This window comes from Pantoea sp. GM_Pan_3, from assembly GCF_026541045.1.
In the GTDB taxonomy this organism is placed as follows: domain Bacteria; phylum Pseudomonadota; class Gammaproteobacteria; order Enterobacterales; family Enterobacteriaceae; genus Pantoea; species Pantoea anthophila.
Genome location: NZ_JALNVA010000008.1, coordinates 77,772 through 101,127 on the forward strand (window position 1 = coordinate 77,772; position 23,356 = coordinate 101,127).

The window sequence follows — 23,356 nt, forward strand, 5'->3', positions numbered from 1 at the left end:
AATATGCTGAAAAATATAATCATTTATTTTCTGGCACGGAACTTGCTATAATCCTGCAGCTGCTCATTCACCTGTTTATGATTGCCCCGCCTGGCGGAAAAGAGCTCATAAAGCCCGAATGACGCACCAAACGGAGCCTGCCGTCCAACTGACCGATAATCGCTTGCGTTATCAAACACCGGACGTAACGTTGAGTAAGGCTCCACCCATTCTTACACGAGGCATTGCGCGTCGTGTCCACGGCAGGCCACTGAGCCTGCCGTTTTCTTTTCTTCCCCTTTCTTCCGTCAGCAGAGTCCGCTAGCATCCTGTCAGCACTCTTTTAAGGAAGCGGCCGCGTGAAAAAATGGCGTTTATTTCCCCGTTCTCTGCGTCAGCTGGTGCTGATGGCTTTCGTGCTGGTGTTGCTGCCTTTACTGGTGCTGGCCTGGCAGGCGTGGGAAAGTCTCTCTGCGCTAAGCGAGCAGGCCGCTGACACCAACCGCAATACGTTTACCGATGTTCGCCGCAGTGAGGCGATGGCGCGCACGGCGGTGGAGCTGGAGCGAAGCTATCGTCAGTATTGCGTGCTGGACGATGCCTCACTGGCCCGCCTCTATCAGACCCAGCACACCCGCTACAGTCAGATGCTGAGTTCGCACAGCGCCAGCCTGCCGGAACTGCCCGTCTTTCAGACGCTGCAGGCCACCCTGCCGCTGCTGACGCCACTGAAATGTGACAATGGCAATCCGGTGCCGGTTGCCGCAGAGGCGCTGGATCGCTTTTCAGCCACCAACGCGCAGATGGTGCAGGACACGCGTGAAGTGGTGTTTGCGCGCGGCTTACAGCTGCAGCGCGAAATTGCCGATCGCGGCCAGTTTTTCGGCTGGCAGGCGCTGATTCTGTTTATCATCAGCCTCGCGCTGATGACGCTGTTCACCGGCATGATTATCGGACCGGTCAAGCGTATCGAGCGGATGATCAACCGGCTGGGGGAAGGGCGGGAGCTGGGGAATAGCGTGAAGTTTCGTGGCCCGCGCGAGCTGCGGTCGCTGGGACAGCGCATCGTCTGGCTGAGCGAACGGCTGGCCTGGCTGGAAACGCAGCGCCATGAATTTCTGCGCCATATCTCTCATGAACTGAAAACGCCGCTGGCCAGCCTGCGCGAAGGCACGGAGCTGCTGGCGGATGAGGTGGCTGGCTCGCTGAATGCCGATCAGAAAGAGGTGGTCGCTATCCTCGACGGCAGCAGTCGCCATCTGCAGCGCCTGATTGAACAGCTGCTTGATTACAACCGCAAACTGGCCGATGGTCCGATTCGGCTGGAGCCGGTCAGCGTGGTGGATGCGGTCGGGTCGGTGGTGAACGCGCATGCACTCTCGGCCCATGCCAGAATGATGCAGACGGTAGTCGACCTCAAAGTCAGCCACTGTCTTGCTGAACCCACGCTTCTGGTGCGGGTCATCGATAACCTCTACTCGAACGCCGTGAACTACGGCAGCGAATCCGGTACCATCTGGCTGCGCAGTCAGCAGCAGGGGGATCGGATCTGGATTGATGTCGCCAACAGCGGCACGCCGATCCCGCCGGAGGAGCAGGCCATGATTTTTGAGCCGTTCTATCAGGGCAGCCAGCAGCGTAAAGGGCCGGTCAAGGGCAGCGGGCTGGGTCTGAGCATTGCCAAAGATTGCCTGCGCCGGATGCAGGGCGACCTGACGCTGGTTGCCTGTGAACAGGCGGATGTCTGTTTTCGAATTGAACTGAACACCACAGCCGGGAACGTCTGACTGATGAAATATTTACCCGCTTTGCTGCTGAGCACGCTGGCGACGCTGCTGCTCAGCGGATGCACCACCGCACCGGCCACCTACTCTCAGCCGTCTGGTCATCAGGTGGCGGAGCCGGAGGTGACGGTCGCTGACTACCTGGCGACCCGCTGTAACGATCTGTGGCCGATAGAGAAGAGCGCGGCGCTAAGCAATCCCCTCTACTGGATGCGGGCGATTGACTGCGCGGAACGCCTCTCTCCCGCCGAAGCGAGAGCCGAAGCCCACCGCTGGCCGGCAGAGAGCTGGTCGCGCGCCTTCAAGCAGGGCGTGCTGATGGCCAATGGCAACGTAACGCCCGTTGAACGCCGTGACTATGTGGCAACCCTGGATCGCTACAACAGTGATTTTCCGCCGTCCGTGCGCCCGCTGATTCAGCTGTGGCGAAGTAACCAGACTGCGCAGCTTGACCTGAGCGAAGCGCGCACCCGCTATGCGCATCTGCAACAGAGCAGCGACCTTCAGCAGGAGACGCTCCGCCAGCAGATGGTTAAACAGCAGCAGCAGCTCAGCGATACCCAGCATAAGCTGGAGCGGCTGACGGACATTGAGCGTCAGCTCTCCTCGCGCAAAGCCCCGGATGTCTCTGAAAACGGCCACGGCACCGCGCTGCCACAGGATGAGGAGCAATAATGGTCAGACAAGCGGCAAAACTGCTGCTGGTGGATGACGATCCCAGCCTGCTGAAGCTGCTGGGCATGCGTCTGAGCAGCGAAGGCTATCAGGTCACCACCGCAGCCAGTGGACCAGAGGCGCTGCGCCTGCTGCAGAAAGAGAAGATTGAGCTGGTGATCAGCGATCTGCGCATGGATGAAATGGATGGCCTGGCGCTGTTTGGCGAGATTCAGAAACGCCATACCGGTCTGCCGGTGATTATCCTGACCGCACATGGGTCGATCCCGGATGCGGTTTCCGCTACGCAGCAGGGGGTATTCAGCTTCCTGACCAAGCCGGTCGATCGCGATGCGCTCTATAAAGCGATTGATGAGGCGCTGGCTCAGCAGGCGCCGGTCAGTGATGACCGCTGGCGGGAGGCGATTGTGACCCGCAGCCCGCTGATGTTAAGGCTGCTGGAGCAAGCCCATATGGTGGCGCAGTCGGACGTCAGCGTGCTGATCAACGGACAGAGCGGCACCGGTAAAGAGATGCTGGCGCAGGCGATCCACGCCGCCAGCCCGCGCAACGGCAAGCCGTTTGTCGCCATTAACTGCGGCGCGCTGCCGGAGCAGCTGCTGGAGTCGGAGCTGTTCGGTCACGCCAAAGGGGCCTTTACCGGCGCGGTCAGCGCCCGCGAAGGGCTGTTCAAAACCGCAGGCGGCGGCACGCTTTTCCTGGATGAGATTGGAGACATGCCGCAACCCTTGCAGGTCAAGCTGCTGCGGGTGTTGCAGGAGCGCAAGGTCAGGCCGCTGGGCAGCGATCACGACAGCGAGATCGACGTGCGCATTATCTCCGCCACCCACCGCGATCTGCCGAAGGCGATGGAGAAAAAGGAGTTTCGTGAGGATCTCTTCTATCGTCTCAATGTGGTGAACCTGAAAATTCCGGCGCTGCATGAGCGCACCGAAGATATTCCGCTGCTGGCTAATCATCTGCTGCGTCAGGCTGCGGAACGCCATAAACCGCAGGTGCGCAGTTTTTCAGTCGATGCGATGAAGCGTCTGATGGCCGCCAGCTGGCCTGGCAACGTGCGTCAGCTGGTTAACGTGATTGAGCAGTGCGTGGCGCTGAGCTCATCGCCGGTCATCAGCGATGCGCTGGTGGAGCAGGCGTTAAGCGGAGAAAACAGTGCGCTGCCCACCTTTGCCGAGGCGCGTAATCAGTTTGAGCTGAACTATCTGCGTAAGCTGCTGCAGATGACGAAGGGCAACGTGACCAACGCCGCGCGACTGGCTGGACGCAACCGCACGGAGTTCTATAAGCTGCTTTCCCGTCATGAGCTGGATGCCAGTGATTTCAAAGAGTAGGGCAGGCTGAGACGGGCGAGCGGCAGGTTGCCTGCTGAGGCCGGGATCGTGGCCGGGCACGCTCCCGGCGCTGACAGCGCTTGCGGCAACCTGAAGAATCCCGGATATTAGCGCCCGACAGCGCCAGCAACATTTATACTTGATAAACCCTCTGACCATGGAGGGAGTGAAAAAGGGTCTGACATGAAAAAGATTGATGCGATTATCAAACCATTCAAGCTCGATGATGTTCGTGAAGCCTTAGCGGAAGTGGGCATCACCGGGATGACCGTGAGTGAGGTTAAAGGCTTTGGTCGCCAGAAAGGGCACACCGAGCTGTATCGCGGCGCAGAGTATATGGTCGACTTTTTGCCGAAAGTGAAGATCGAGATGGTGGTGGGCGACGATATCGTTGATACCTGCGTCGAGACCATTATGCGCACGGCGCAGACCGGCAAAATCGGTGACGGTAAAATATTTGTCTTTGACGTTGCGCGCGTGGTGCGAATCCGTACCGGCGAAGAGGATGAAGAGGCAATCTGATGTCCTCCTGCGCCTTGCGTCTATCCGCTGCTGCCAGCATTACCCTGCATCGTTCAACAGATTAAGCCCGCGCTGCGGGCTTTTTCACGCTCATTACATGCCTTTATGCGGGCCAAACATTTCGTAATGAATGCGTGTGTCTGCCACGCCGGCATCCCGCAGCTGCGCCACCACGTGCTCCATAAAAGCCAGCGGACCGCAGAGATAGAAGTGGGTAGCGGGTGAGGCCAGCCGTGCAGAGAGGGCGGTGAGATCCATCACGCCCTGAGCATCATAGTGCCCGGCATCCTCAGCTGCGGGCTCACGATACCAGACCCGGTGGGTGAAATCGGCCAGCTGTGCGCCTGTCGCGGCCACTTCATTGCGGAACGCATGCTGTCTGCCGTTCTCTGCCGCGTGCAGCCAGCTGACCGGCGCGCGATGATGACCGGCGGCCAGCGCATGCAGCATCGCCAGCATCGGCGTCTGACCCACGCCCGCGGAGATCAGCGCCACCGGCGTAGCAGGGGTGACTTCAAGGAAGAAATCCCCGTGCGGCGCAGTCAGCTGCAGCACATCACCTTCGCAGGCATGGTGATGCAGCCAGCCGGAGACGCTGCCCGCGGCTTCACGTTTCACCGCGATACGGTAATCTCTGCCGTTGCTGAGGTGAGTAAGCGAATACTGACGGATCTGACGATGGTCGAAAGAGGCGGGCTGCAGATGAACGGTCAGATACTGACCCGGTTTAAAGGCCGCTACCGGCCCCCCGCCAACCGGCGTCAGGGTAAAGCTTTTGATCACCTCACTCTGCTGTTCAATCACGCTGATGCGAAACGCACGGGTGCCGCGCCAGCCACCGCGCTGGTTCTCTGTCGCCTGATAAATCTCCTCCTCACGCTGGATGAACAGATCCGCCAGCACGCCATAGGCTCGTCCCCACGCGGCCAGCGCCTCTTCACCCGGATTCAGCAGCTCGCGCAGCGTTGCCAGCAGATTCTCCCCGACGATAGCGTACTGCGCAGGCTGAATATTCAGGCTGGTGTGCTTCTGCGCAATCTTCTCTACGGCGGGCAGCAGCACGGCCAGATTCTCCAGATTCGCGCCATAGGCGCAGATAGCGTTAAACAGCGCTTCGCGCTGAGCACCGTTGCGCTGATTGTTCATGTTGAAAACGTTTTTCAGCTCAGGGTGGCGGGTCAGCATGCGTTCGTAAAAGTGCGCGGTCAGCTTCGGACCGCAGGCGGCGACGGCAGGGAGGGTCGATTTAACAGCGGCGATTGTTTGTGCATCAAGCATATCAGTGACCTCATTTTTAAAGTTGCATTTTAAATGCATCTTAATACCGTCTCGCTTCTGCTGTAAACCCGCCGGTCAGTTTTCACCGGCTGCCGGTGGCAACTTTTCCGTGCATCCGGAAAAAAGCGCCTGTTATCAGACGCGGATTCGGCGGGCCGGAGAGGAGAGAAAAGGTGTAAAAAAGCAGTGCCACCCGCCAGCCAATCGTTTGCGTAAAAAGAGGCGGTTCACCCTACCTTCACCTGTTAAAACGGTTTACACTGTTGGCCTTCGCTCCCAGAGGGGGCAAATACCGTCAGAAAGTTAGCTGAGTCAGGAGATCCGGATGTTAAAGCGTGATATGAACATTGCCGATTATGATGCCGAGTTGTGGCAGGCGATGGAGCAGGAGAAAGTGCGTCAGGAAGAGCACATTGAACTGATTGCTTCTGAAAACTACACCAGCCCGCGTGTTATGCAGGCGCAGGGTTCTCAGCTCACCAACAAATACGCTGAAGGCTATCCGGGTAAACGCTACTACGGCGGTTGTGAATACGTTGATATCGTTGAGCAGCTGGCGATCGATCGCGCAAAAGCGCTGTTTGGTGCCGACTACGCTAACGTGCAGCCTCACTCCGGTTCACAGGCAAACTTCGCCGTCTACACCGCGCTGCTGCAGCCGGGCGACACCATCCTTGGGATGAACCTGGCGCACGGTGGACACCTGACTCACGGCTCACCGGTTAACCTCTCCGGCAAACTCTATAACGTGGTTGCTTACGGTATCGATGAAACCGGTAAAATCGACTATGACGAGCTGGCTGAACTGGCGCAGACCCACAAGCCAAAAATGATCGTGGGCGGCTTCTCTGCCTACTCCGGCGTCTGCGACTGGGCAAAAATGCGTGAAATCGCCGACAGCGTTGGTGCCTGGCTGTTCGTCGACATGGCGCACGTTGCCGGTCTGGTCGCGGCTGAGGTCTATCCGAGCCCGGTTCCGCATGCGCACATCGTCACCTCCACCACCCACAAAACCCTGGCGGGTCCGCGTGGCGGCATCATTCTGGCGAAGAACGGCGACGAAGATTTCTACAAAAAGCTCAACTCTGCGGTCTTCCCGGGCGGTCAGGGTGGTCCTCTGATGCACGTTATCGCCGGTAAAGCGGTAGCCTTCAAAGAGGCGATGGAGCCGGAGTTCAAAACCTACCAGCAGCAGGTGGCAAAAAACGCCAAAGCGATGGTAGAGGTGCTGATTGAGCGCGGTTACGACATCGTCTCTGGCGGAACCCATAACCATCTGTTCCTGATCGATCTGGTGAGCAAAAACATGACCGGTAAAGAAGCGGATGCCGCACTGGGCCGTGCCAACATCACCGTCAACAAAAACAGCGTGCCAAACGATCCGAAGAGCCCGTTTGTCACCTCGGGTATCCGTATCGGTACCCCGGCCGTCACGCGTCGTGGCTTTAAAGAAGCAGACGTGCGTGAACTGGCAGGCTGGATCGCGGACGTGCTGGACAACGTCAATGACGAAGCGACCATTGAGCGCACTAAGCAGAAAGTGCTGGAAATCTGCGGTCGTCTGCCGGTCTACGCTTAATCGCTAACCTGTTGTAAGACACCACAAAAAGGATGGCATCTGCCATCCTTTTTTATTGCCTGTCCGGTGGCGCTCTGCCAGAGTAGCGCCCACCTGTGCTGCAAGGCAGCAAACCTGCTGGAGGGAATATGGCAATCGGCTCCGCCAGATGGCTCGGACTGGGCTACTTCACTTACTTCTTCTGTTACGGCATCTACCTGCCATTCTGGGGCGTGTGGCTGAAAGGCACCGGCCTGGATGCAGAAAAAATCGGCCTGCTGCTGGGCTGTGGCATGGTGGCGCGCTTTGTCGGCAGCCTGCTTATCGCGTCTCAGGTCAGAAATCCTGCCCGGCTGATTACGGCGCTGCGGCTGCTGGCCCTGATGACCTGCCTGTTCATCATCGGATTCTGGGTGGGTGAGCAGTGGATGTGGCTGATGGCGGTGATGATTGGCTTCAACCTCTTTTTCTCCCCGCTGGTGCCGCTCAGCGATGCGCTGGCCGCCACCTGGACACGGCAGATTGGTCTGGCTTATGGACCGGTGCGACTGTGGGGATCGCTGGCCTTTGTGCTCAGCTCGGCGTTAACCGGTGTGCTGGTCAGCGCCTGGACCTCCCAGGCGATTCTGCTGCTGCTGTCGCTGGGCGCGGTCAGTATGCTGGCCGGTATGATGCTGACCCCCGTCACGCAGCCACAGGGCGATGAGCGTCAGGGTGCCGCAGGTGGGGGCTGGCAGGCGTGGCGGGCGCTGCTGCGTGAGAATGCCGTCTGGCGGTTCATGCTCTGCGTGACGCTGCTGCAGGGGGCGCACGCCGCCTATTACGGTTTCAGTGCTATCTGGTGGCAGGAGAGCGGCTACTCCGCCTCGACGGTGGGCTATCTCTGGTCGCTGGGCGTGGTGGCGGAAGTCGTGGTCTTTGCCCTGAGCAACCGCCTGTTCCGTCGCTGGAGCGCCCGGGATCTGCTGCTGCTTTCAGGCATCTGCGCGCTAATCCGCTGGAGCCTGATGGGAGCCACTACCGCACTGCCGCTGCTGATAGTGGCGCAGATCCTCCACTGTGGCAGCTTCACCGTCTGTCATCTGGCGGCGATGCGCTTTATTGCGGCGCGGCAGGGAGCCGAAGTGATCCGCCTGCAGTCGCTCTACTCCGCTCTGGCAATGGGCGGCGGGATTGCGGTAATGACCATGATCTGTGGCGTGCTATTTACCCATCTGCAGGGCCACCTTTTCTGGGTCATGGCGCTGGTGGCGCTGCCCGCCCTGTTCCTTCGTCCCGGCTACGACTCCAGTAAATAACGAATACGCTGCTGATGGTGTAACGTCAGCGGCAGTTCAGCGTGCACCAGCGGCGGCGAGAAGAGAGGCAGCGAAGTAGGGTAGGGCGAGATGATGATATCGACATCTCGCGGTGCACCCTCCTGCTGAAACTGTCTGATATCCTGATAGGTAATGTTGATCGGCAGCAGCGTGATCTCGCGGATCTGCTGCTCCACATCCTGCTCCAGCTGCGTATCATCGCCCGTCAGAATCAGCACCTGCTTCTCCTGCAACGCACTCTCCTGCATCAGCCAGGCACCGAAGATAATGGTCATTAAACTCACCTCTTCCGGCGTAAAAGCGACGCTGTAGTGCTGTTCAAAAGGCTGTAATGCCTGCTGGGTGGTGCGCAGCAGACGGGGATAGAGGCGGCTGACATCCAGCGCGACGCTGTTGTCGATACCGATATGGAAGTGGGTGCGCTCCAGCGCCTGGGCCAGATGCGGGTAGAGCTGGTTCAGCAACCCGTCGCGGTCAGCAAAGGTAACACCGGCGCACTGTTCGAAATCATTGATCAACTGCTGCGTCGCCGTCATTAACTGCTGCTCGGCAGGATGATGAATGGCATGGGTCAGCGGCGTATGGATCTGGCTGAAGAGCAGCGTCCAGAAATCTGCTTCGCTGATCGGCGGGGCCAGGTGGCAGCGTTTGCGCCAGTGGTGAATCACATCCTCGGCGGCCTGCCGCTCTGCCTTATGCAGCAGCCAGTGACGCTGCGCCTCACTGAACAGCACCGGCTGGCGCTCGCATAAGCCATATTTCATAAAAATCTGCAGAAAAAGGCGGTCACGCTCGCTGAAATCCCGCTTCAGGCGCAGGCCGCAGTGCTGGATCAGTGCCTGCAGATTGGTCTCATCCCACAGCGCTTTCTCAATCTTCATCACCTTCAGGCGCTGGCGCAGCGGGGCGGCAAAATGCGCGCAGACAAACTCCTGCGACAGACGCAGACTGCGCCGCAGGTTGTGCAGCAGACAGAGTCGCCGATTCAGCTCTGTGCCATGAAGACGAAAACTGCCGTCCACCATCTGGTGCAATTCCAGCTGGTGATATCGCTGTATCTCATGACCGACATCCGCGATATCCTGTCGGGCAATGGCAGGATCGACGCCATTAAGCTGGCAGACTTTCTCAAGTGTGAGCGCGGATGATGGCAGAAACAGCAGCAATAAAAGGTGGCACTGACGCTGTGAACGGGTGAAGAGTGGTGCCAAAGGGGTAGCAGAACTCATCAATCAGATTTCCAGCAAGCTATTTTGAGCTAAGAATAGTCAACCGCGTCAGCGCCTGTGCGCTTTGCGCGGTTTATTTGCCGGAGGTTTAAGGCGGGTCACAAAATTTTGTTACTTATAGATTCTTTTCATCGGGAACGTTACTTTATAACATTATGAAACGCGCACTTTTAACCTTACTGATGGCACTAAGTCCGGCTGTCGTGGCTCACCCTCACAGTTTCATCGACATGAAAACCGCGCTGGTGGCACAGGGTGACACCTTTACCGGTTTAAAGATGACCTGGACCATGGATGAAATCACCTCCGCCGATCTGCTTTATGATGCAGGCGACGCCAGGCCGGGCAGCGTGGTGTGGAAAAAGCTGGCGGCGGGCGTGATGGCGAACGTTCTTGGCCAGCACTACTTTTCTGAAGTCTGGCATAACAAACAGCGGGTAAAGTTTTTGAATCTGCCAACGGAATATAATCTGTCACGCAATGGCCACAAGGCGGTGCTCGAATTTATTCTGCCGCTGGCGGAGCCGCCGACGCTGACCGGACAGCACTTTGAGATCCTGACCTTCGATCCCACCTACTTCGTCGATATGTTCTATGACAATCCCGGTGCCTTAACGCTGCCGCCTGCACTGCAGGGGCGCTGCCGCTTTACCCTGACAACACCGAAACCCAATGATTCGCTGAAGCAGTATGCGCTGTCGCTGGATAAAGCCGATGCCCCCGCAGAGGAGATGGATCTGGGCCGCCAGTTTGCTCAGACGGTGGGGCTGACATGTCAGTAATGTCCACACCGGGGCGGGGATCGCGGCTCTGGCCACTCTGGCTGATGGCGGCGCTGCTGCTGAGCGGCGGACTGCTGGTCTGGATCTACTGGTCACAGATTCTGCTGCAGAGCGTCTTGTGGCAGAAAGATCTGCACCGGCAGATGACGCAACTGTTGCAGCAGGTGGCTGAGCAACCCCATCAGGCGGGTCTGTCGCTGGTGATTTTCAGCCTGCTGTATGGCGTGCTGCATGCGCTGGGGCCGGGCCACGGAAAAGTGGTGATCGCCACCTTTCTGGCGACCCATCCTGCCAGAGTGAAAACCAGTATCAGGCTGACGCTGCTCGCCTCACTGTTGCAGGGCTCGGTAGCTATCGGGCTGGTGACGGTGATGCTGGTCATACTGCAAACCTCGTCGCGCCAGCTGCACCTCAGCAGTTTCTGGCTGGAGAAGGGCAGCTATCTGCTGGTGATCGGTCTGGGTGTGCTGATGGGCTATCGGGCGCTGCGTGCCCTGTGGCGGGCTTTGCGTCCCCGGCCTGCGCCACTGTTTCGCGCTTTCCAGCCCCATCATCAGCATGATGCGCAGTGTGGATGCGGACATGCGCACCTGCCAACACCGCAGCAGATGCAGGGAAGTGTCAGCCTGAAAACTCTGCTGCTGGTCGTGGTGTCGATGGGATTACGCCCCTGTTCCGGCGCGATCATGATGCTGCTGTTTGCCAAAGTGATCGGCGTGTATGGCTGGGGCGTGATCTCGGCTGCGGTGATGGCGCTCGGCACGGCCCTCACCATTTCCGCCATAGGCGTGCTGGTTCAGCAGGCGCGCTCAGTGGCGCAACGGCTGGCGCAGCCCCGCGAAACGGCGGGCAGCGCGCGGCTGCTTATCCCGCTGCTGACCCTGACCGGCAGTCTGATTTTAATCGTCGCGGGTCTCGCCCTGTGGCAATCAGCCCAGCTGACGCTGGGCGGTGGTATCCGGCCTTTCTGAATTAAAAACGCAGCGGGAATAAAATAGCCGCTGCGTTCTTCTCTTCGCTAATCCGCTTTAAATTCACATCTTTATTATTTTCTCACGCCGCTTTAGTGGAGAAGTGACTATTTCCTGTCTACGCTGTTAATACCAAATCGGCACGTCGCCGTCGGGATGATAAAAGATCAAAGCAGCTTTCTTTTTTGCGAGGAGTATATTTCATGGCTGATACCCGTATTAATAATGGTTATACCGAAACGCTGGCGACCGGGCCCGCAGGATTACCGTTAAAGCGTATTTCCTGGAGCGCCGTATTTGCCGGTGTTATCTGCGCGCTTATCGTTCACATCATTCTGACGCTGCTGGGAACGGCGATCGGTGCCACCACCATTGATCCGATGAAAGAACAGAATCCTCTGGATGGCCTTGGTACGGGCGCACTGGTCTGGACGGCGATTGAGATGCTGGTTGCCATTGCGGCGGGTAGCTATGTGGCAGGACGTCTGGCGCAGCGCGAAGGCGCCATGCACGGCTTACTGATGTTTGGCCTTAGCACAATTTTCACTATTTACCTGGCGGTTACGCTGGCTTCCAGTGTATTAGGCGGCGCGATGAATATTGTAGGCTCCGGCTTCCAGGCGCTGGGTAATGGTATTTCCGCAGCGGCACCTTCGGTAACGCAAATGGCAAAAGAGAAGCTGCAGGAAAATAATATTAATCTGGATAACCTGCAGAGCGAACTGGAAACCACGCTGCGTCAGACCGGTAAGCCGGAATTACAGCCAGAGAATTTAAAACAGGATGCGAATAACGAAGCGCAGAATGCAGAGAATCAGGCGAACAATACCGCAAACCATCCGCAGACGGCCGATACCGATCTGGCTAACTGGTTAAAAGGTGTGATGGATCGTCATTCTGATACGCTGCAGGCCGCTGACCGTGATGCGCTGAAAAATATTATCAAGGCGCGTACCGGTAAAAGCGATGAGGAAGTGGATCAGATCGTTGCCAAAACCGAGCAGAGCTATCAGCAGGCTGTTCAGAAGTATCAGGAACTGAAACAGCAGGCTGAGCAGAAAGCGCGTGAAGCCGGCGAAAAAGCGGCCGCTGCCACTGCAAAAGCGAGCTGGTATGCCCTGATTCTGCTGATCATCGAAGCCGTGCTGGCGGGTGTGATGGGCATGGTGGGTCGTCGTACTCAGCCTCGTCAGGTGCTGGCGCACGAACGTCGCTAATCCCCTGTAACAGGCAATAAAAAAGGCGGCTGAGAAGCCGCCTTTTTTCTGTCTGAGACTTAGCGTTTTAACGCTTCGCTCAGCTCATCACGCATGGAGGAGAGCATCGCTTTCACCACGCGCGGGTTACCGGCAACGATATTACCGGAGTGCATATAGCCATGGTTACCGGTGAAGTCTGTCACCAGACCACCCGCTTCACGAACCAGCAGTTCACCTGCAGCAAAGTCCCACGGTTTCAGGCCGATTTCAAAGTAACCGTCCACGCGACCGGCGGCCACGTAGGCCAGATCCAGCGCAGCTGAACCGGTGCGGCGGAAATCGGCGCACTGCGTAAAGAGTTTGGTCAGGATATTCATGTAAGCCGGTGCATGCTGCTTCATCTTGAACGGGAAGCCGGTTGCCAGCACGGTGCCATCCAGATCGCGGGCAATGCTGCCGCGCAGACGATAGCCGTTCAGCTGGGCGCCCTGACCGCGTGAAGAGGTGAAGAGCTCATTGCGCATCGGATCGTAAACGACCGCGACTTCAGTGCGGCCTTTGATGCGCACAGCGATAGAGACAGCGAAGTGGGGCAGACGTTTGATGAAGTTTGAGGTGCCATCCAGCGGATCGATAACCCATTGAACGTCCTGATCTTCGCCCGCCAGCTCACCGCTTTCTTCGGTGATGATGGTGTGTTTCGGGTAAGATTTACGAATGATTTCGATAATCAGGCGTTCTGCTTCACGGTCAACATTGGTTACGAAGTCGTTGCTGCCTTTCTGGCTGGCTTCGACGGCGTCCGGGGTTTCATAATATTTGGCAATTAAATTTCCGGCCTTGCGCGCTGCGCGCACGGCAATGTTGAGCATTGGATGCATCGGTATCTCTCGCTGGATGTTAAAGAACGGGGAAAACGGCGCGGAGTATAGCAGTGTGTTCGGTAAATGTCCTGCTTTATGTTAGGATTCTCCCCACTGATTTTACTGACCCGTTTCTGAGTATCCCTAATCATGCTGCAAAATATTCGTATCGTTCTGGTTGAGACCTCTCACACCGGTAACATGGGCTCCGTTGCGCGCGCCATGAAAACCATGGGCTTAACCAACCTCTATCTGGTGAATCCGCTGGTCAAGCCCGACTCACAGGCCATCTCACTCGCGGCGGGTGCCAGCGACGTTATCGGCGACGCGAAAATCGTCGACTCGCTGGATGAGGCGATCGCCGGCTGCAGCCTGGTCGTGGGCACCAGCGCACGGTCCCGCTCACTGCCATGGCCAATGCTGGATGCGCGTGAGTGCGGCGTGAAAAGTGTGGAAGAGGGCCAGCAGGCACCGGTCGCGCTGGTCTTTGGGCGTGAGCGCGTCGGCCTGACCAACGAAGAGTTGCAGAAGTGTCACTATCACGTCGCGATTCAGGCGAATCCGGAGTACAGCTCGCTGAATCTGGCGATGGCGGTGCAGATTATCGCCTATGAAGTGCGCATGGCATGGTTACAGTCGCAGGAGCAGGCCAGCCCGCCACCGAAGTATGAAGAATCGCCTTATCCGCTGGTCGACGACCTGGAGCGCTTCTATCAGCATATGGAACAGATGATGCTGAACAGCGGCTTTATCCGTGAAGCCAATCCTGGTCAGGTGATGAGCAAACTGCGCCGTCTTTATACCCGCGCGCGTCCGGAACGCGATGAACTCAACATTCTGCGCGGCATGCTTTCCTCCTTTGAAAAGCCAAAAAGCGATAAAAAATAAGCGGTTAATAGTTGACTGAATTACCAGGTTAAATAGTTGAGTGTTTTACCAGGTTAAATAGTTGACCAATTTACTCGGGAATGTCAGACTTCAGAGCATCTGTTGCTAATCCTCCGATAACCGGACGCTATTGAGGTCGTATGCTATGAGACTGACATCCAAAGGACGTTATGCCGTTACCGCAATGCTGGACGTTGCCCTTCACTCCCATGAAGGCCCGGTCCCGCTGGCTGATATTTCAGAGCGTCAGGGCATTTCGCTCTCCTATCTGGAGCAGTTATTCTCGCGGCTGCGCAAAAACGATCTGGTCTCCAGCGTCCGGGGACCGGGCGGCGGTTATCTGCTGGGCAAAGCGTCCAATACCATCTCTGTCGGTGAAGTGATCACCGCCGTGGATGAGTCTGTTGATGCAACGAAGTGCCTGGGTAAAGAGGGCTGCCAGGGCGGCGAACGTTGCCTGACCCACGTACTGTGGCGCGACCTGAGCGTGCGCATCAGTGACTTCCTGAATAACATCACGCTGGCTGAGCTGGTGAACAATCAGGAGATCCTGGATGTCGCCGACCGGCAGAATGCGATTGATAATCGCCGCTTCCAGAGCCCGCGTACTCAGGAAATCAACATCAATCAGCGCGCCTCGTAATCCCCCCTGTTGCGGCCCTTACTGCTAACGCGGTCAGGGCCGAATCTGCTATAAAGACGTATGATTTTTTATACGGAGCTGTAGCGCAATGAAATTACCGATTTACCTGGATTACGCCGCCACCACGCCGGCCGATCCGCGTGTGGCCAGCAAAATGATGCAGTTTCTGACGCTGGATGGCACGTTCGGTAACCCGGCCTCGCGATCGCACCGTTTTGGCTGGCAGTCTGAAGAAGCGGTCGATGTTGCGCGTAATCAGATCGCCGAACTGGTCAATGCCGATCCGCGTGAAATCGTCTTTACCTCAGGCGCCACCGAATCTGACAACCTCGCAATCAAAGGTGCGGCCCACGCCCATCAGGCGCGCGGCAAACATATCATCACCAGCCGGACCGAACACAAAGCGGTACTCGACAGCTGTCAGCAGCTGGAACGTGAAGGCTTTGAGGTCACCTGGCTTACGCCAGGCACTGACGGCATTATCTCCCCTGACCAGCTGCGGGCGGCGCTGCGCGACGACACCATTCTGGTCACCCTGATGCACGTCAATAATGAAACCGGCGTGGTTCAGGATATCGCCGCCTTTGGTGAACTCTGCCGCGAACGTGAGATTCTGTTTCATGTGGATGCGACCCAGAGCGTCGGCAAGCTGCCTGTCGATCTCGGCGTGCTGCCGGTTGATCTGATGTCCTTTTCTGCTCACAAACTCTATGGCCCGAAAGGTATCGGCGCGCTTTATGTGCGGCGGAAACCGCGCGTGCAGATCGCTGCCCAGATCCACGGTGGCGGGCACGAGCGCGGTATGCGATCCGGCACCCTGCCGGTTCATCAGATTGTCGGGATGGGGGAAGCCTTTCGCATCGCAGCTGAAGAGCGCGAAACCGAGATGGCGCGTCTGCAGGCGCTGCGTGAGCGTCTCTGGCAGGGCATCAGCACACTGCCGGGCGTGACCCTTAACGGCCATCCTCAGCAGAGCGCGCCGAATATTCTCAACGTCAGTTTCGCTGACGTTGAGGGTGAATCATTGATCATGGCGCTGAAAGATCTCGCGCTCTCTTCCGGCTCGGCCTGTACCTCCGCCAGCCTGGAGCCGTCCTATGTTCTGCGGGCGCTGGGGCTGAGTGAAGAGCTGGCGCACAGTTCACTGCGCTTTTCGCTGGGACGCTTCACCACCGATGAAGAGATCGACTATGCCATCGCGCTGGTGCAGAAATCCGTGACGCGTCTGCGGGCATTAATGAAATCCTGACACCCGGTCAGAATCCGGAAACGGCACCTGTCATTGCACTTCGCTGGCATCACCCGACGGAATCTGTTATCAGGTCTGTCTGCGGATTGCATTTAACATCTTATTAAAGCCGTTATAACAATCAGGCTGGATGAAACAGATAACGATTATGGAGCTTTTCGATGACCACACAACCGATGAACATCACGCTTAGCAGCCAGCCCGCCGATGCGCGCTGGGGCGAAAAAGCGATTCTCAGCAGCAACGACAGCGGCATGACGCTGCATCTGACCGGCGCGGATGCGCTGAATACCATTCAGCGTGCGGCGCACAAAATCGACAGCCAGGGGATCCGCCACGTTGCGCTCACCGGCGAAGGCTGGCACCTTGAACAGTGCTGGGCATTCTGGCAGGGCTTCCGTGGCCCGAAAGGGCAGCGTCAGGTGGAGTGGCCGGCGCTGGGTGAACATGAGCAGGCGGAGTTTGACCGTCGTCTGAAAGCAATCGACTGGGTCCGCAACGTCATCAACCTGCCTGCAGAAGATCTGGGGCCGGAACAGCTGGCACACATGGCGATCGATCTGATCAGTGAAGTAGGCGGCAGCGCCGTCAGCTATCGCATCACTAAAGGTGACGATCTGCGCGAGCAGGGCTACATGGGTCTGCACACCGTAGGACGTGGCTCGAATCGCCCGCCGGTTTTCCTGGCGCTGGATTACAACCCGAGCGGTGATGAGAGTGCGCCGGTCTATGCCTGTCTGGTCGGTAAAGGCATCACTTTTGATACCGGCGGCTACAGCCTGAAGCAGAGCAGCTTCATGGATTCGATGAAGTCAGATATGGGCGGAGCGGCGACCGTCACCGGCGCGCTGGCGCTGGCGATTTCCCGTGGCCTCAACAAGCGAGTCAAACTCTACCTCTGCTGTGCCGACAACATGGTCAGCAGCAACGCCTTTAAACTGGGCGATATCATTCGCTATCGCAACGGTAAATCGGTGGAAGTGATGAACACCGATGCGGAAGGACGTCTGGTTCTGGCCGACGGCCTGATCGATGCCAGCGAACAGAATCCGACGCTGCTGATCGACGCTGCCACCCTGACCGGCGCAGCCAAAACGGCGCTGGGTAACGATTACCATGCGCTGTTTACCTTTGACGACGTGATGGCACAGTCGCTGATGGGCAGCGCGGTGAGCGAGAATGAACCTTTCTGGCGTCTGCCGCTGGCAGAATTCCATCGCAGTCACCTGCCGTCTAACTTCGCCGACCTCAACAACATCGCCAGCCCTTCCCATGCGGCGGGTGCCAGCAGTGCGGCAGCGTTCCTGTCCCACTTCGTCAGCCACTATCAGCAGGGCTGGCTGCACATTGACTGCTCTGCGACCTACCGCAAAGGCGCGGTCGATCAGTGGGCCGCAGGCGCAACCGGCCTGGGCGTGCGCACTATCGCCAACCTGTTACTGAAATAAGCTGACCCCAGCGGTGGCCGATGCCACCGCGATGCAGAGAGCAACTATGAACCGTCTTGAAGAGGTGCTGAAGCTGGCCGCAACTGAGCCAGCCCATCGGCCCGAATTTTTTCAACTGCTGCTGGAGTCCGATGTCTGGGTTCCGGGTGAAAGCACCCAGCCACAGCTCGATGCCAGTACGCCGGTTGATCTGCAGCACTGGGAAAAAGAGGATGGCAGCAGCATCATTCCTTTTTTCACGTCAGAACAGGCGATGAGCGAAGCCGTCACCGGTGAACAGGCCTGGCTGCGTCTGCCGGTGCGGACGCTGTTTGAGATTACGCGCGGCGAAACGCTGTTTCTCAATCCAAAACTCCCATCCGGCAAAGAGTTTACCCCGGCAGAGATTACGCATCTGCTGGCGGAGCAGGGCAGTGCGCTGAGTCAGCAGACCGTGCTGGAAGGCGGGCACGCCCTGCTGCTCTCTGAGGTGGCCGAGCCGCCTGCGCAGATGATCGACTCGCTGACGCAGCTGTTCAGCAAGCACAAAGAGGTGCGGCGCGCCTTTGTTGCCAGCATTCGTGAGCAGGCCGACGAAGCGCCTAATCTGCTGATTGGTATCGAAGCGGACAGCAACATTGAGGCGATCATTCAGGCGGCGGGCAGCGTGGCAACGGATACGCTGCCGGACGATGCGCCGATTGATATCTGCGAAGTTACCCTGCAGGACCGCGGTATCAGCCACTTCTTTACCGCGCACATCACGCCCTTTTATGAACGTCGCTGGGGCAGTTTCCTGCGTGACTTCAAGGGCAGCGAGCGGATTATCTGACGCAGTTAAAAACAGGCGGCTCATGGGCCGCCTGTTTTTTATTTCGCAATCGGTAAGTCGTCGCGACTGCCCCATTCACCCCAGGAGCCGTCATACAGCGTGACATCCCGCGCTCCCAGCGCCGTCAGCGCGAGGATTACCACCACCGCCGTGACGCCAGAGCCGCAGCTAGCCACTACCGGTTTGCTGATATCGACGCCGGCGTCAGCAAACAGCTGGCGCAGCGCCGCCTCCGGCTTCAGTTCTCCCTGCTCTACCAGACTGTTCCACGGCACGTTCAGACTGTTGGGAATATGCCCGCGATGTAATCCGGGACGCGGCTCGTCCACTTCCGCGTTGAAGCGATTGGCCGCACGTGCATCCACGATCTGTGCGCCGCCTTCATGGCTGATCAGCAGCACGTCCGTCAGACGTTTCACCCGGCTTTCATCCGCCTGAGCCTCAAACTCGCCTTCCGGCAGGCTGACCTCGCCGGTTTCCAGCGCAAAGCCCGCTGCTTTCCAGCCCTGCAGTCCGCCCGCCAGGATCGACACCTGCGCGACACCAAAGGTCTTCAGCATCCACCAGGCGCGTGGCGCGGAGAAGAGATTGCCTTCGTCATAGACCACCAGGTGTTTATCGCTGCTGACGCCCAGCTCGCGCATCGCCACGGCAAAGCGTTCGGCGCGCGGCAGCATATGGGGATAGGGGCTGGTGTGGTCGGACAGCGCTTCGATATCGAAGTAAGGGGCGTCGGGTAAGTGTCCCGCCAGATATTCAGCCTGAATATCACGCACGGCCTCCATGCCGGGTGGCAACATGCGCGCATCCAGTACCTGAAGCCGCTCATCGTCATAGTGCTCTTGTAACCAGTCGGCGGACACAAACAGTGGCGTCGTCATAACAACCTCATCTCTGCAATCTGTGATAGCAGTGTCGGGGAATGTGGAGACCATCTCAAGCGATGCGTTAATAAAATGGGGCAGGGGAGGAGAAAAAGCCTGGCGTGCTGCTCAGGAATCGTCCGTCAGGCCAGTAGCACCGGCGCTTTTTCAGGCAAAATCATAATGAAGACGCCTCTGCGTCGACTCAGATCAAGAATTTTCAACAAATTAGGGATCTCTGATAGGCAATGCCGCACTCAGCCCCTATAATCGGCGCCGTTTATTGGCCGGGGGCTGCGCCGCCGGTTTCTTCAGGACGTCAAGACAGAGGTCATCATGGCAATCGAACGTACTTTTTCTATCATCAAGCCAAACGCCGTCGCTAAAAATGTGATTGGTGCTATCTACAACCGTTTTGAAAGCGCTGGCTTCAAAATCGTTGGTGCAAAAATGCTGCAGCTGAGCAAAGAGCAGGCTGAAGGTTTTTACGCTGAGCACCAGGGCAAGCCATTCTTTGATGGTCTGGTTGAATTCATGACCTCTGGCCCGGTTGTCGTTTCTGTACTGGAAGGTGAAAATGCCGTTCAGCGTCACCGTGACCTGATGGGTGCGACCAACCCGGCAAACGCACTGGCTGGCACCCTGCGTGCTGACTACGCAGACAGCTTCACCGAAAACGCCACGCACGGTTCAGATTCTGCTGAATCCGCTGCCCGCGAAATCGCCTATTTCTTCGGCGAAAACGAAATCTGCCCACGTACCCGTTAATCGCCTGGCGATAAACAGCAGGTCGGCTTTACAAAAATCTGCCTGAGGGAGCCACTCCCGCCTGTTATCAGGCCGCAGATGTTGTACAATATTGCGCCTTCATTGACTTCGCTTAATGAAGGCGCAATTTTTTTCACCTATCCCTGAACAGCGCCATAACGTGTAACAACGAGGCCAGAGAATATTATGTCCGAACAGATTGTGACGTCCGCGTCCGCATCCCCCATTGTCGTTTCCCCTAAAAGCCAGAAAATCAACCTGCTGGATCTCAACCGTCAGCAGATGCGCGAGTTTTTCCAGTCGCTGGGCGAAAAGCCGTTCCGTGCCGATCAGGTCATGAAGTGGATTTACCACTACTGCTGCGACGATTTTGAGCAGATGACCGACATCAACAAAAAGCTGCGTAACCGGCTGATGGAGCTGACGGAGATCCGCGCACCGGAAGTGGCTGAAGAGATGCGCTCCACTGACGGCACCATTAAATGGGCCATCCGCGTGGGCGATCAGCTGGTGGAAACGGTCTATATCCCGGAAGGCGACCGCGCCACGCTGTGTGTTTCTTCGCAGGTGGGGTGTGCGCTGGAGTGTAAATTCTGTTCGACCGCACAGCAGGGCTTTAACCGTAACCTGCGGGTGTCAGAAATTATTGGTCAGGTGTGGCGTGCGGCGAAAATCGTCGGCGCAGCAAAAATCACCGGCCAGCGTCCTATCACCAACGTGGTGATGATGGGCATGGGTGAGCCACTGCTCAACCTCAATAATGTGGTTCCGGCAATGGAGATCATGCTGGATGACTTCGGCTTCGGTCTCTCCAAGCGTCGTGTGACCCTCTCTACTTCAGGTGTGGTGCCTGCACTGGACAAACTGGGCGATATGATTGATGTGGCGCTGGCCATTTCACTGCACGCGCCTAACGACAAGCTGCGTGATGATATTGTTCCGATTAACAAAAAGTACAATATCGAAACCTTCCTGGCAGCGGTGAAACGCTACATTGGCAAATCTAACGCCAACCAGGGACGCGTGACCATTGAGTACGTCCTGCTGGATCATGTCAATGACAGTACCGACGATGCGCATGAGCTTGCCGCATTACTGAAAGAAACACCGTGTAAAATCAACCTGATTCCGTGGAACCCCTTCCCGGGTGCACCTTATGGCCGCAGCTCAAACAGCCGCATCGACCGCTTCTCCAAGGTGCTGATGGACTACGGTTTTACCACCATTGTGCGTAAAACCCGTGGCGACGATATTGATGCCGCCTGTGGTCAGTTAGCGGGTGAGGTGATCGACCGCACCAAGCGTACGCTGCGTAAAAAAATGGCGGGTGAAGCCATCTCTGTGAAGGCGCTCTAGAAGCGTGACAGAGAACGTTTCCTGATGTGAAGACGCGTGGCAGGCTGCAGCCTGTCAATGTCAGGCAGAGGGAAACGATCGTGCGTAACGGATTACCCGCCAGTGTACTGGCGCTGTTTGTTGTAAGCGGGTGTGTCAGCCAGCCGCACTCACCCGGTGCTGAAGAGGTGCGTCTGCAGTTAGGGATGCACTATCTGGCGGCGGGTGATTATGCTGCCGCTGAGCGAAACTTTCTGCGCGCGCAGGCCGCCGCGCCAGAGGATTACCGGGTCTCGCTTGCGCTGGCACGACTGGCGCAACAGCAGGGCAATCAGACAGCAGCCCAGGCAGGGTTTATACTGGCACAGCAGCAGGCCCCGGATAATGGTTTTGTTGCTAACAATTACGGTGCGTTTCTCTGCGCTTTAGGGCAGTATGACGAAGCGCATCAACAGTTTAGTCGGGCAGAAACCGCTCCGTCGTCTGATGCACGCAACGACGCGCTTGAACTGGCAGGTTTTTGTTACCTGCAGGCGGGGGATGTTGTTGCCGCCCGCAGGACGCTACGCCGGGCCATTGAAGCCGACAGGCGAAAAGCTGATTCGCTGCTGGCGGAGGCTGAAAAGCAGATGGCTGAAAACCATCTGGCGAGGGTGCAGATTTTGCTCGACGTTTACCAGCTACAGTTGCCCGAAACGGCACGCAGTCTGGCGTTACACTTACGTTTCGCCGCGCTACAGGGAAATGCCGCAGACGTTTCACGTTATGGCGACCAGTTAGCGCGACGTTTTCCGCAATCGATACAGTACCAGCGTTATTTAGCTAATGAATACTGAAGCCACTCAAGAAAACTCTGCATTACATTCAACAGGTGATCGCCTGCGTCTGGCCCGTGAGCAGATGGGGCTGTCACAGCAGAACGTCGCTGAACGTCTGTGTCTGAAACTCTCTACCGTGCGTGACATCGAAGAGGACAAATCGCCTGCCGATTTAGCCTCGACGTTCCTGCGCGGTTACATCCGCTCTTATGCGCGTCTGGTGCACATTCCTGAAGAGGAACTGCTGCCGATGATGGCGAAACAGACGCCGGTCCGGGCGGCAAAAATCGAGCCGATGCAAAGTTTCTCCCTGGGCAAGCGCCGCAAGAAACGCGACGGCTGGTTAATGATTTTTACCTGGCTGGTGGTGTTCGTGGTGATTGGCCTGACCGGCGCCTGGTGGTGGCAGAATCACAAAGCGTCGCAGGACGATCTGGTGCCGATGACAGACCAGAACGGCAGCAGCGGCGATAGCGGCCAGTCGATTCCGCTGGGTGAGACCAGCGGTGACAGCGCGGCGCCAGCCGCGCCTGACGAAAGTAATACGGCCGCCAGCGACAACAGCGCGACCAGCACGCCAGCCACCTCTGCGCCGGCTGCCAGCACGACCACTACCCCAGCCACAACGCAGACCGACAGCAGCAATGCTGTCGTGTCACCGAGCCAGGCTCCACAGGACACCACATCGGCAGCACCGGCCACGACTAACCCTGCAACCAGCACGACACCACAGATGCCGGTCGGCGCTGCCGCAGTCAGTGAACCGGCGGCCGACCCGAATGCGGTGGTCATGAACTTCACTGCCGACTGCTGGCTGGAAGTGAGCGATGCCACCGGCAAAAAACTGTTCAGCGGCATTCAGCGTAGTGGTGGTAAACTGAGCCTCGCGGGCACACCTCCGTATCGTCTGAAAATTGGCGCGCCGTCCGCGGTTCAGGTGCAATATCAGAATCAGCCCGTTGATTTAAGTCGTTTTATCCGTAATAACCAGGTTGCTCGCCTGACGTTGGGTGCGCAATAACAGCGTATCGCGTACCGGG

The 23,356-nt window shown here is 57.6% G+C and carries 22 protein-coding genes; 18 read left to right on the top strand and 4 right to left on the bottom strand.

The annotated features are described in order from the left end of the window. Positions 1-338 precede the first annotated feature (338 nt). The 4 genes from OXR04_RS19360 to glnB all read left to right on the top strand — a co-directional run bounded on the left by OXR04_RS19360 (position 339) and on the right by glnB (position 4,294). A complete protein-coding gene (locus OXR04_RS19360; protein WP_009088686.1) occupies positions 339-1,766 on the top strand; it encodes a HAMP domain-containing sensor histidine kinase in 1,428 nt (475 codons plus the stop codon). 3 nt (positions 1,767-1,769) lie between these two features. After that, the gene (gene qseG, locus OXR04_RS19365; RefSeq protein ID WP_267372618.1) at positions 1,770-2,438 is read left to right on the top strand and encodes a two-component system QseEF-associated lipoprotein QseG; all 669 of its coding nucleotides are present in this window, start codon (positions 1,770-1,772) and stop codon (positions 2,436-2,438) included. After that, positions 2,435-3,772 (top strand): two-component system response regulator GlrR, encoded by a 1,338-nt coding sequence (glrR, locus tag OXR04_RS19370; RefSeq protein WP_181161966.1) that lies wholly within the window; start codon positions 2,435-2,437, stop codon positions 3,770-3,772. The genes qseG and glrR overlap by 4 nt, the downstream gene beginning before the upstream one ends. 183 nt (positions 3,773-3,955) lie before the next feature. After that, a complete protein-coding gene (glnB, locus tag OXR04_RS19375) occupies positions 3,956-4,294 on the top strand; it encodes a nitrogen regulatory protein P-II (RefSeq protein WP_003848647.1) in 339 nt (112 codons plus the stop codon). A gap of 93 nt (positions 4,295-4,387) precedes the next feature. Here glnB and hmpA read toward each other — a convergent pair whose 3' ends face one another. Further along, positions 4,388-5,572, bottom strand: a complete 1,185-nt coding sequence (gene hmpA / locus OXR04_RS19380) for an NO-inducible flavohemoprotein (protein ID WP_267372619.1) — start codon at positions 5,570-5,572, stop codon at positions 4,388-4,390. 325 nt (positions 5,573-5,897) lie between these two features. On the opposite strand from hmpA, the gene glyA reads away from it, so the two are divergent. Both glyA and OXR04_RS19390 read left to right on the top strand, forming a co-directional pair. Next, positions 5,898-7,151: a serine hydroxymethyltransferase gene (gene glyA / locus OXR04_RS19385; protein WP_009088694.1), complete on the top strand. Its 1,254-nt coding sequence runs from the start codon at positions 5,898-5,900 to the stop codon at positions 7,149-7,151. Between the two features lie 128 nt (positions 7,152-7,279). Next, positions 7,280-8,428 carry a 3-phenylpropionate MFS transporter gene (locus OXR04_RS19390; RefSeq protein WP_058957396.1) on the top strand — a complete coding sequence of 383 codons (1,149 nt, stop codon included), beginning with the start codon at positions 7,280-7,282 and terminating at the stop codon, positions 8,426-8,428. Here OXR04_RS19390 and csiE read toward each other — a convergent pair. Then, complete coding sequence (csiE, locus tag OXR04_RS19395) at positions 8,410-9,678, bottom strand: stationary phase inducible protein CsiE (RefSeq protein WP_267372620.1); 1,269 nt, start codon at positions 9,676-9,678, stop codon at positions 8,410-8,412. The two genes, OXR04_RS19390 and csiE, sit on opposite strands and share 19 nt — an antisense overlap. Positions 9,679-9,833: 155 nt before the next feature. Here csiE and OXR04_RS19400 point away from each other — a divergent pair, with 155 nt between their 5' ends. From OXR04_RS19400 to OXR04_RS19410, 3 genes are all read left to right on the top strand, one after another. Continuing rightward, on the top strand, positions 9,834-10,460 hold the full coding sequence (locus OXR04_RS19400; protein WP_009088701.1) for a DUF1007 family protein: 627 nt from the start codon (positions 9,834-9,836) through the stop codon (positions 10,458-10,460). Continuing rightward, on the top strand, positions 10,451-11,431 hold the full coding sequence (locus OXR04_RS19405; RefSeq protein WP_267372621.1) for a nickel/cobalt transporter: 981 nt from the start codon (positions 10,451-10,453) through the stop codon (positions 11,429-11,431). The genes OXR04_RS19400 and OXR04_RS19405 overlap by 10 nt, the downstream gene beginning before the upstream one ends. Before the next feature lie 203 nt (positions 11,432-11,634). Next, a complete protein-coding gene (locus tag OXR04_RS19410; RefSeq protein WP_046102373.1) occupies positions 11,635-12,648 on the top strand; it encodes a TIGR04086 family membrane protein in 1,014 nt (337 codons plus the stop codon). Positions 12,649-12,707: 59 nt separating this feature from the next. On the opposite strand, the gene suhB is transcribed toward OXR04_RS19410, so the two are convergent. Further along, entirely contained in the window at positions 12,708-13,511 is an 804-nt protein-coding gene (gene suhB / locus OXR04_RS19415; protein WP_009088706.1) for an inositol-1-monophosphatase, read from the bottom strand. Between the two features lie 132 nt (positions 13,512-13,643). Between suhB and trmJ the strand changes: the two genes are divergently transcribed. From trmJ to sseB, 5 genes are all read left to right on the top strand, one after another. Next, the gene (gene trmJ, locus OXR04_RS19420; protein ID WP_046102371.1) at positions 13,644-14,381 is read left to right on the top strand and encodes a tRNA (cytosine(32)/uridine(32)-2'-O)-methyltransferase TrmJ; all 738 of its coding nucleotides are present in this window, start codon (positions 13,644-13,646) and stop codon (positions 14,379-14,381) included. A 145-nt stretch (positions 14,382-14,526) separates the two neighbouring features. Next, positions 14,527-15,024, top strand: coding sequence for a Fe-S cluster assembly transcriptional regulator IscR (gene iscR, locus OXR04_RS19425; RefSeq protein ID WP_140029712.1), 498 nt, complete (start codon positions 14,527-14,529; stop codon positions 15,022-15,024). 88 nt (positions 15,025-15,112) lie between these two features. Beyond that, entirely contained in the window at positions 15,113-16,273 is a 1,161-nt protein-coding gene (locus OXR04_RS19430; RefSeq protein WP_058957398.1) for an IscS subfamily cysteine desulfurase, read from the top strand. Between the two features lie 161 nt (positions 16,274-16,434). Next, on the top strand, positions 16,435-17,721 hold the full coding sequence (gene pepB, locus OXR04_RS19435; RefSeq protein WP_140029711.1) for an aminopeptidase PepB: 1,287 nt from the start codon (positions 16,435-16,437) through the stop codon (positions 17,719-17,721). A 46-nt stretch (positions 17,722-17,767) separates the two neighbouring features. Next, positions 17,768-18,532: an enhanced serine sensitivity protein SseB gene (gene sseB, locus OXR04_RS19440; protein WP_009088716.1), complete on the top strand. Its 765-nt coding sequence runs from the start codon at positions 17,768-17,770 to the stop codon at positions 18,530-18,532. A 38-nt stretch (positions 18,533-18,570) separates the two neighbouring features. Here the strand turns inward: sseB and sseA are convergent, their stop codons facing one another. Further along, positions 18,571-19,413 (bottom strand): 3-mercaptopyruvate sulfurtransferase, encoded by an 843-nt coding sequence (sseA, locus tag OXR04_RS19445; protein ID WP_009088719.1) that lies wholly within the window; start codon positions 19,411-19,413, stop codon positions 18,571-18,573. A 318-nt stretch (positions 19,414-19,731) separates the two neighbouring features. Between sseA and ndk the strand changes: the two genes are divergently transcribed. The 4 genes from ndk (at position 19,732) to rodZ (ending at position 23,337) form a co-directional block, all read left to right on the top strand. Next, the gene (gene ndk / locus OXR04_RS19450; protein ID WP_003848684.1) at positions 19,732-20,163 is read left to right on the top strand and encodes a nucleoside-diphosphate kinase; all 432 of its coding nucleotides are present in this window, start codon (positions 19,732-19,734) and stop codon (positions 20,161-20,163) included. A 186-nt stretch (positions 20,164-20,349) separates the two neighbouring features. Next, on the top strand, positions 20,350-21,519 hold the full coding sequence (locus tag OXR04_RS19455) for a bifunctional tRNA (adenosine(37)-C2)-methyltransferase TrmG/ribosomal RNA large subunit methyltransferase RlmN (RefSeq protein WP_009088720.1): 1,170 nt from the start codon (positions 20,350-20,352) through the stop codon (positions 21,517-21,519). An 80-nt stretch (positions 21,520-21,599) separates the two neighbouring features. After that, entirely contained in the window at positions 21,600-22,334 is a 735-nt protein-coding gene (gene pilW, locus OXR04_RS19460; RefSeq protein ID WP_150028950.1) for a type IV pilus biogenesis/stability protein PilW, read from the top strand. Next, complete coding sequence (rodZ, locus tag OXR04_RS19465; RefSeq protein WP_009088726.1) at positions 22,324-23,337, top strand: cytoskeleton protein RodZ; 1,014 nt, start codon at positions 22,324-22,326, stop codon at positions 23,335-23,337. The genes pilW and rodZ overlap by 11 nt, the downstream gene beginning before the upstream one ends. Positions 23,338-23,356 lie beyond the last annotated feature (19 nt).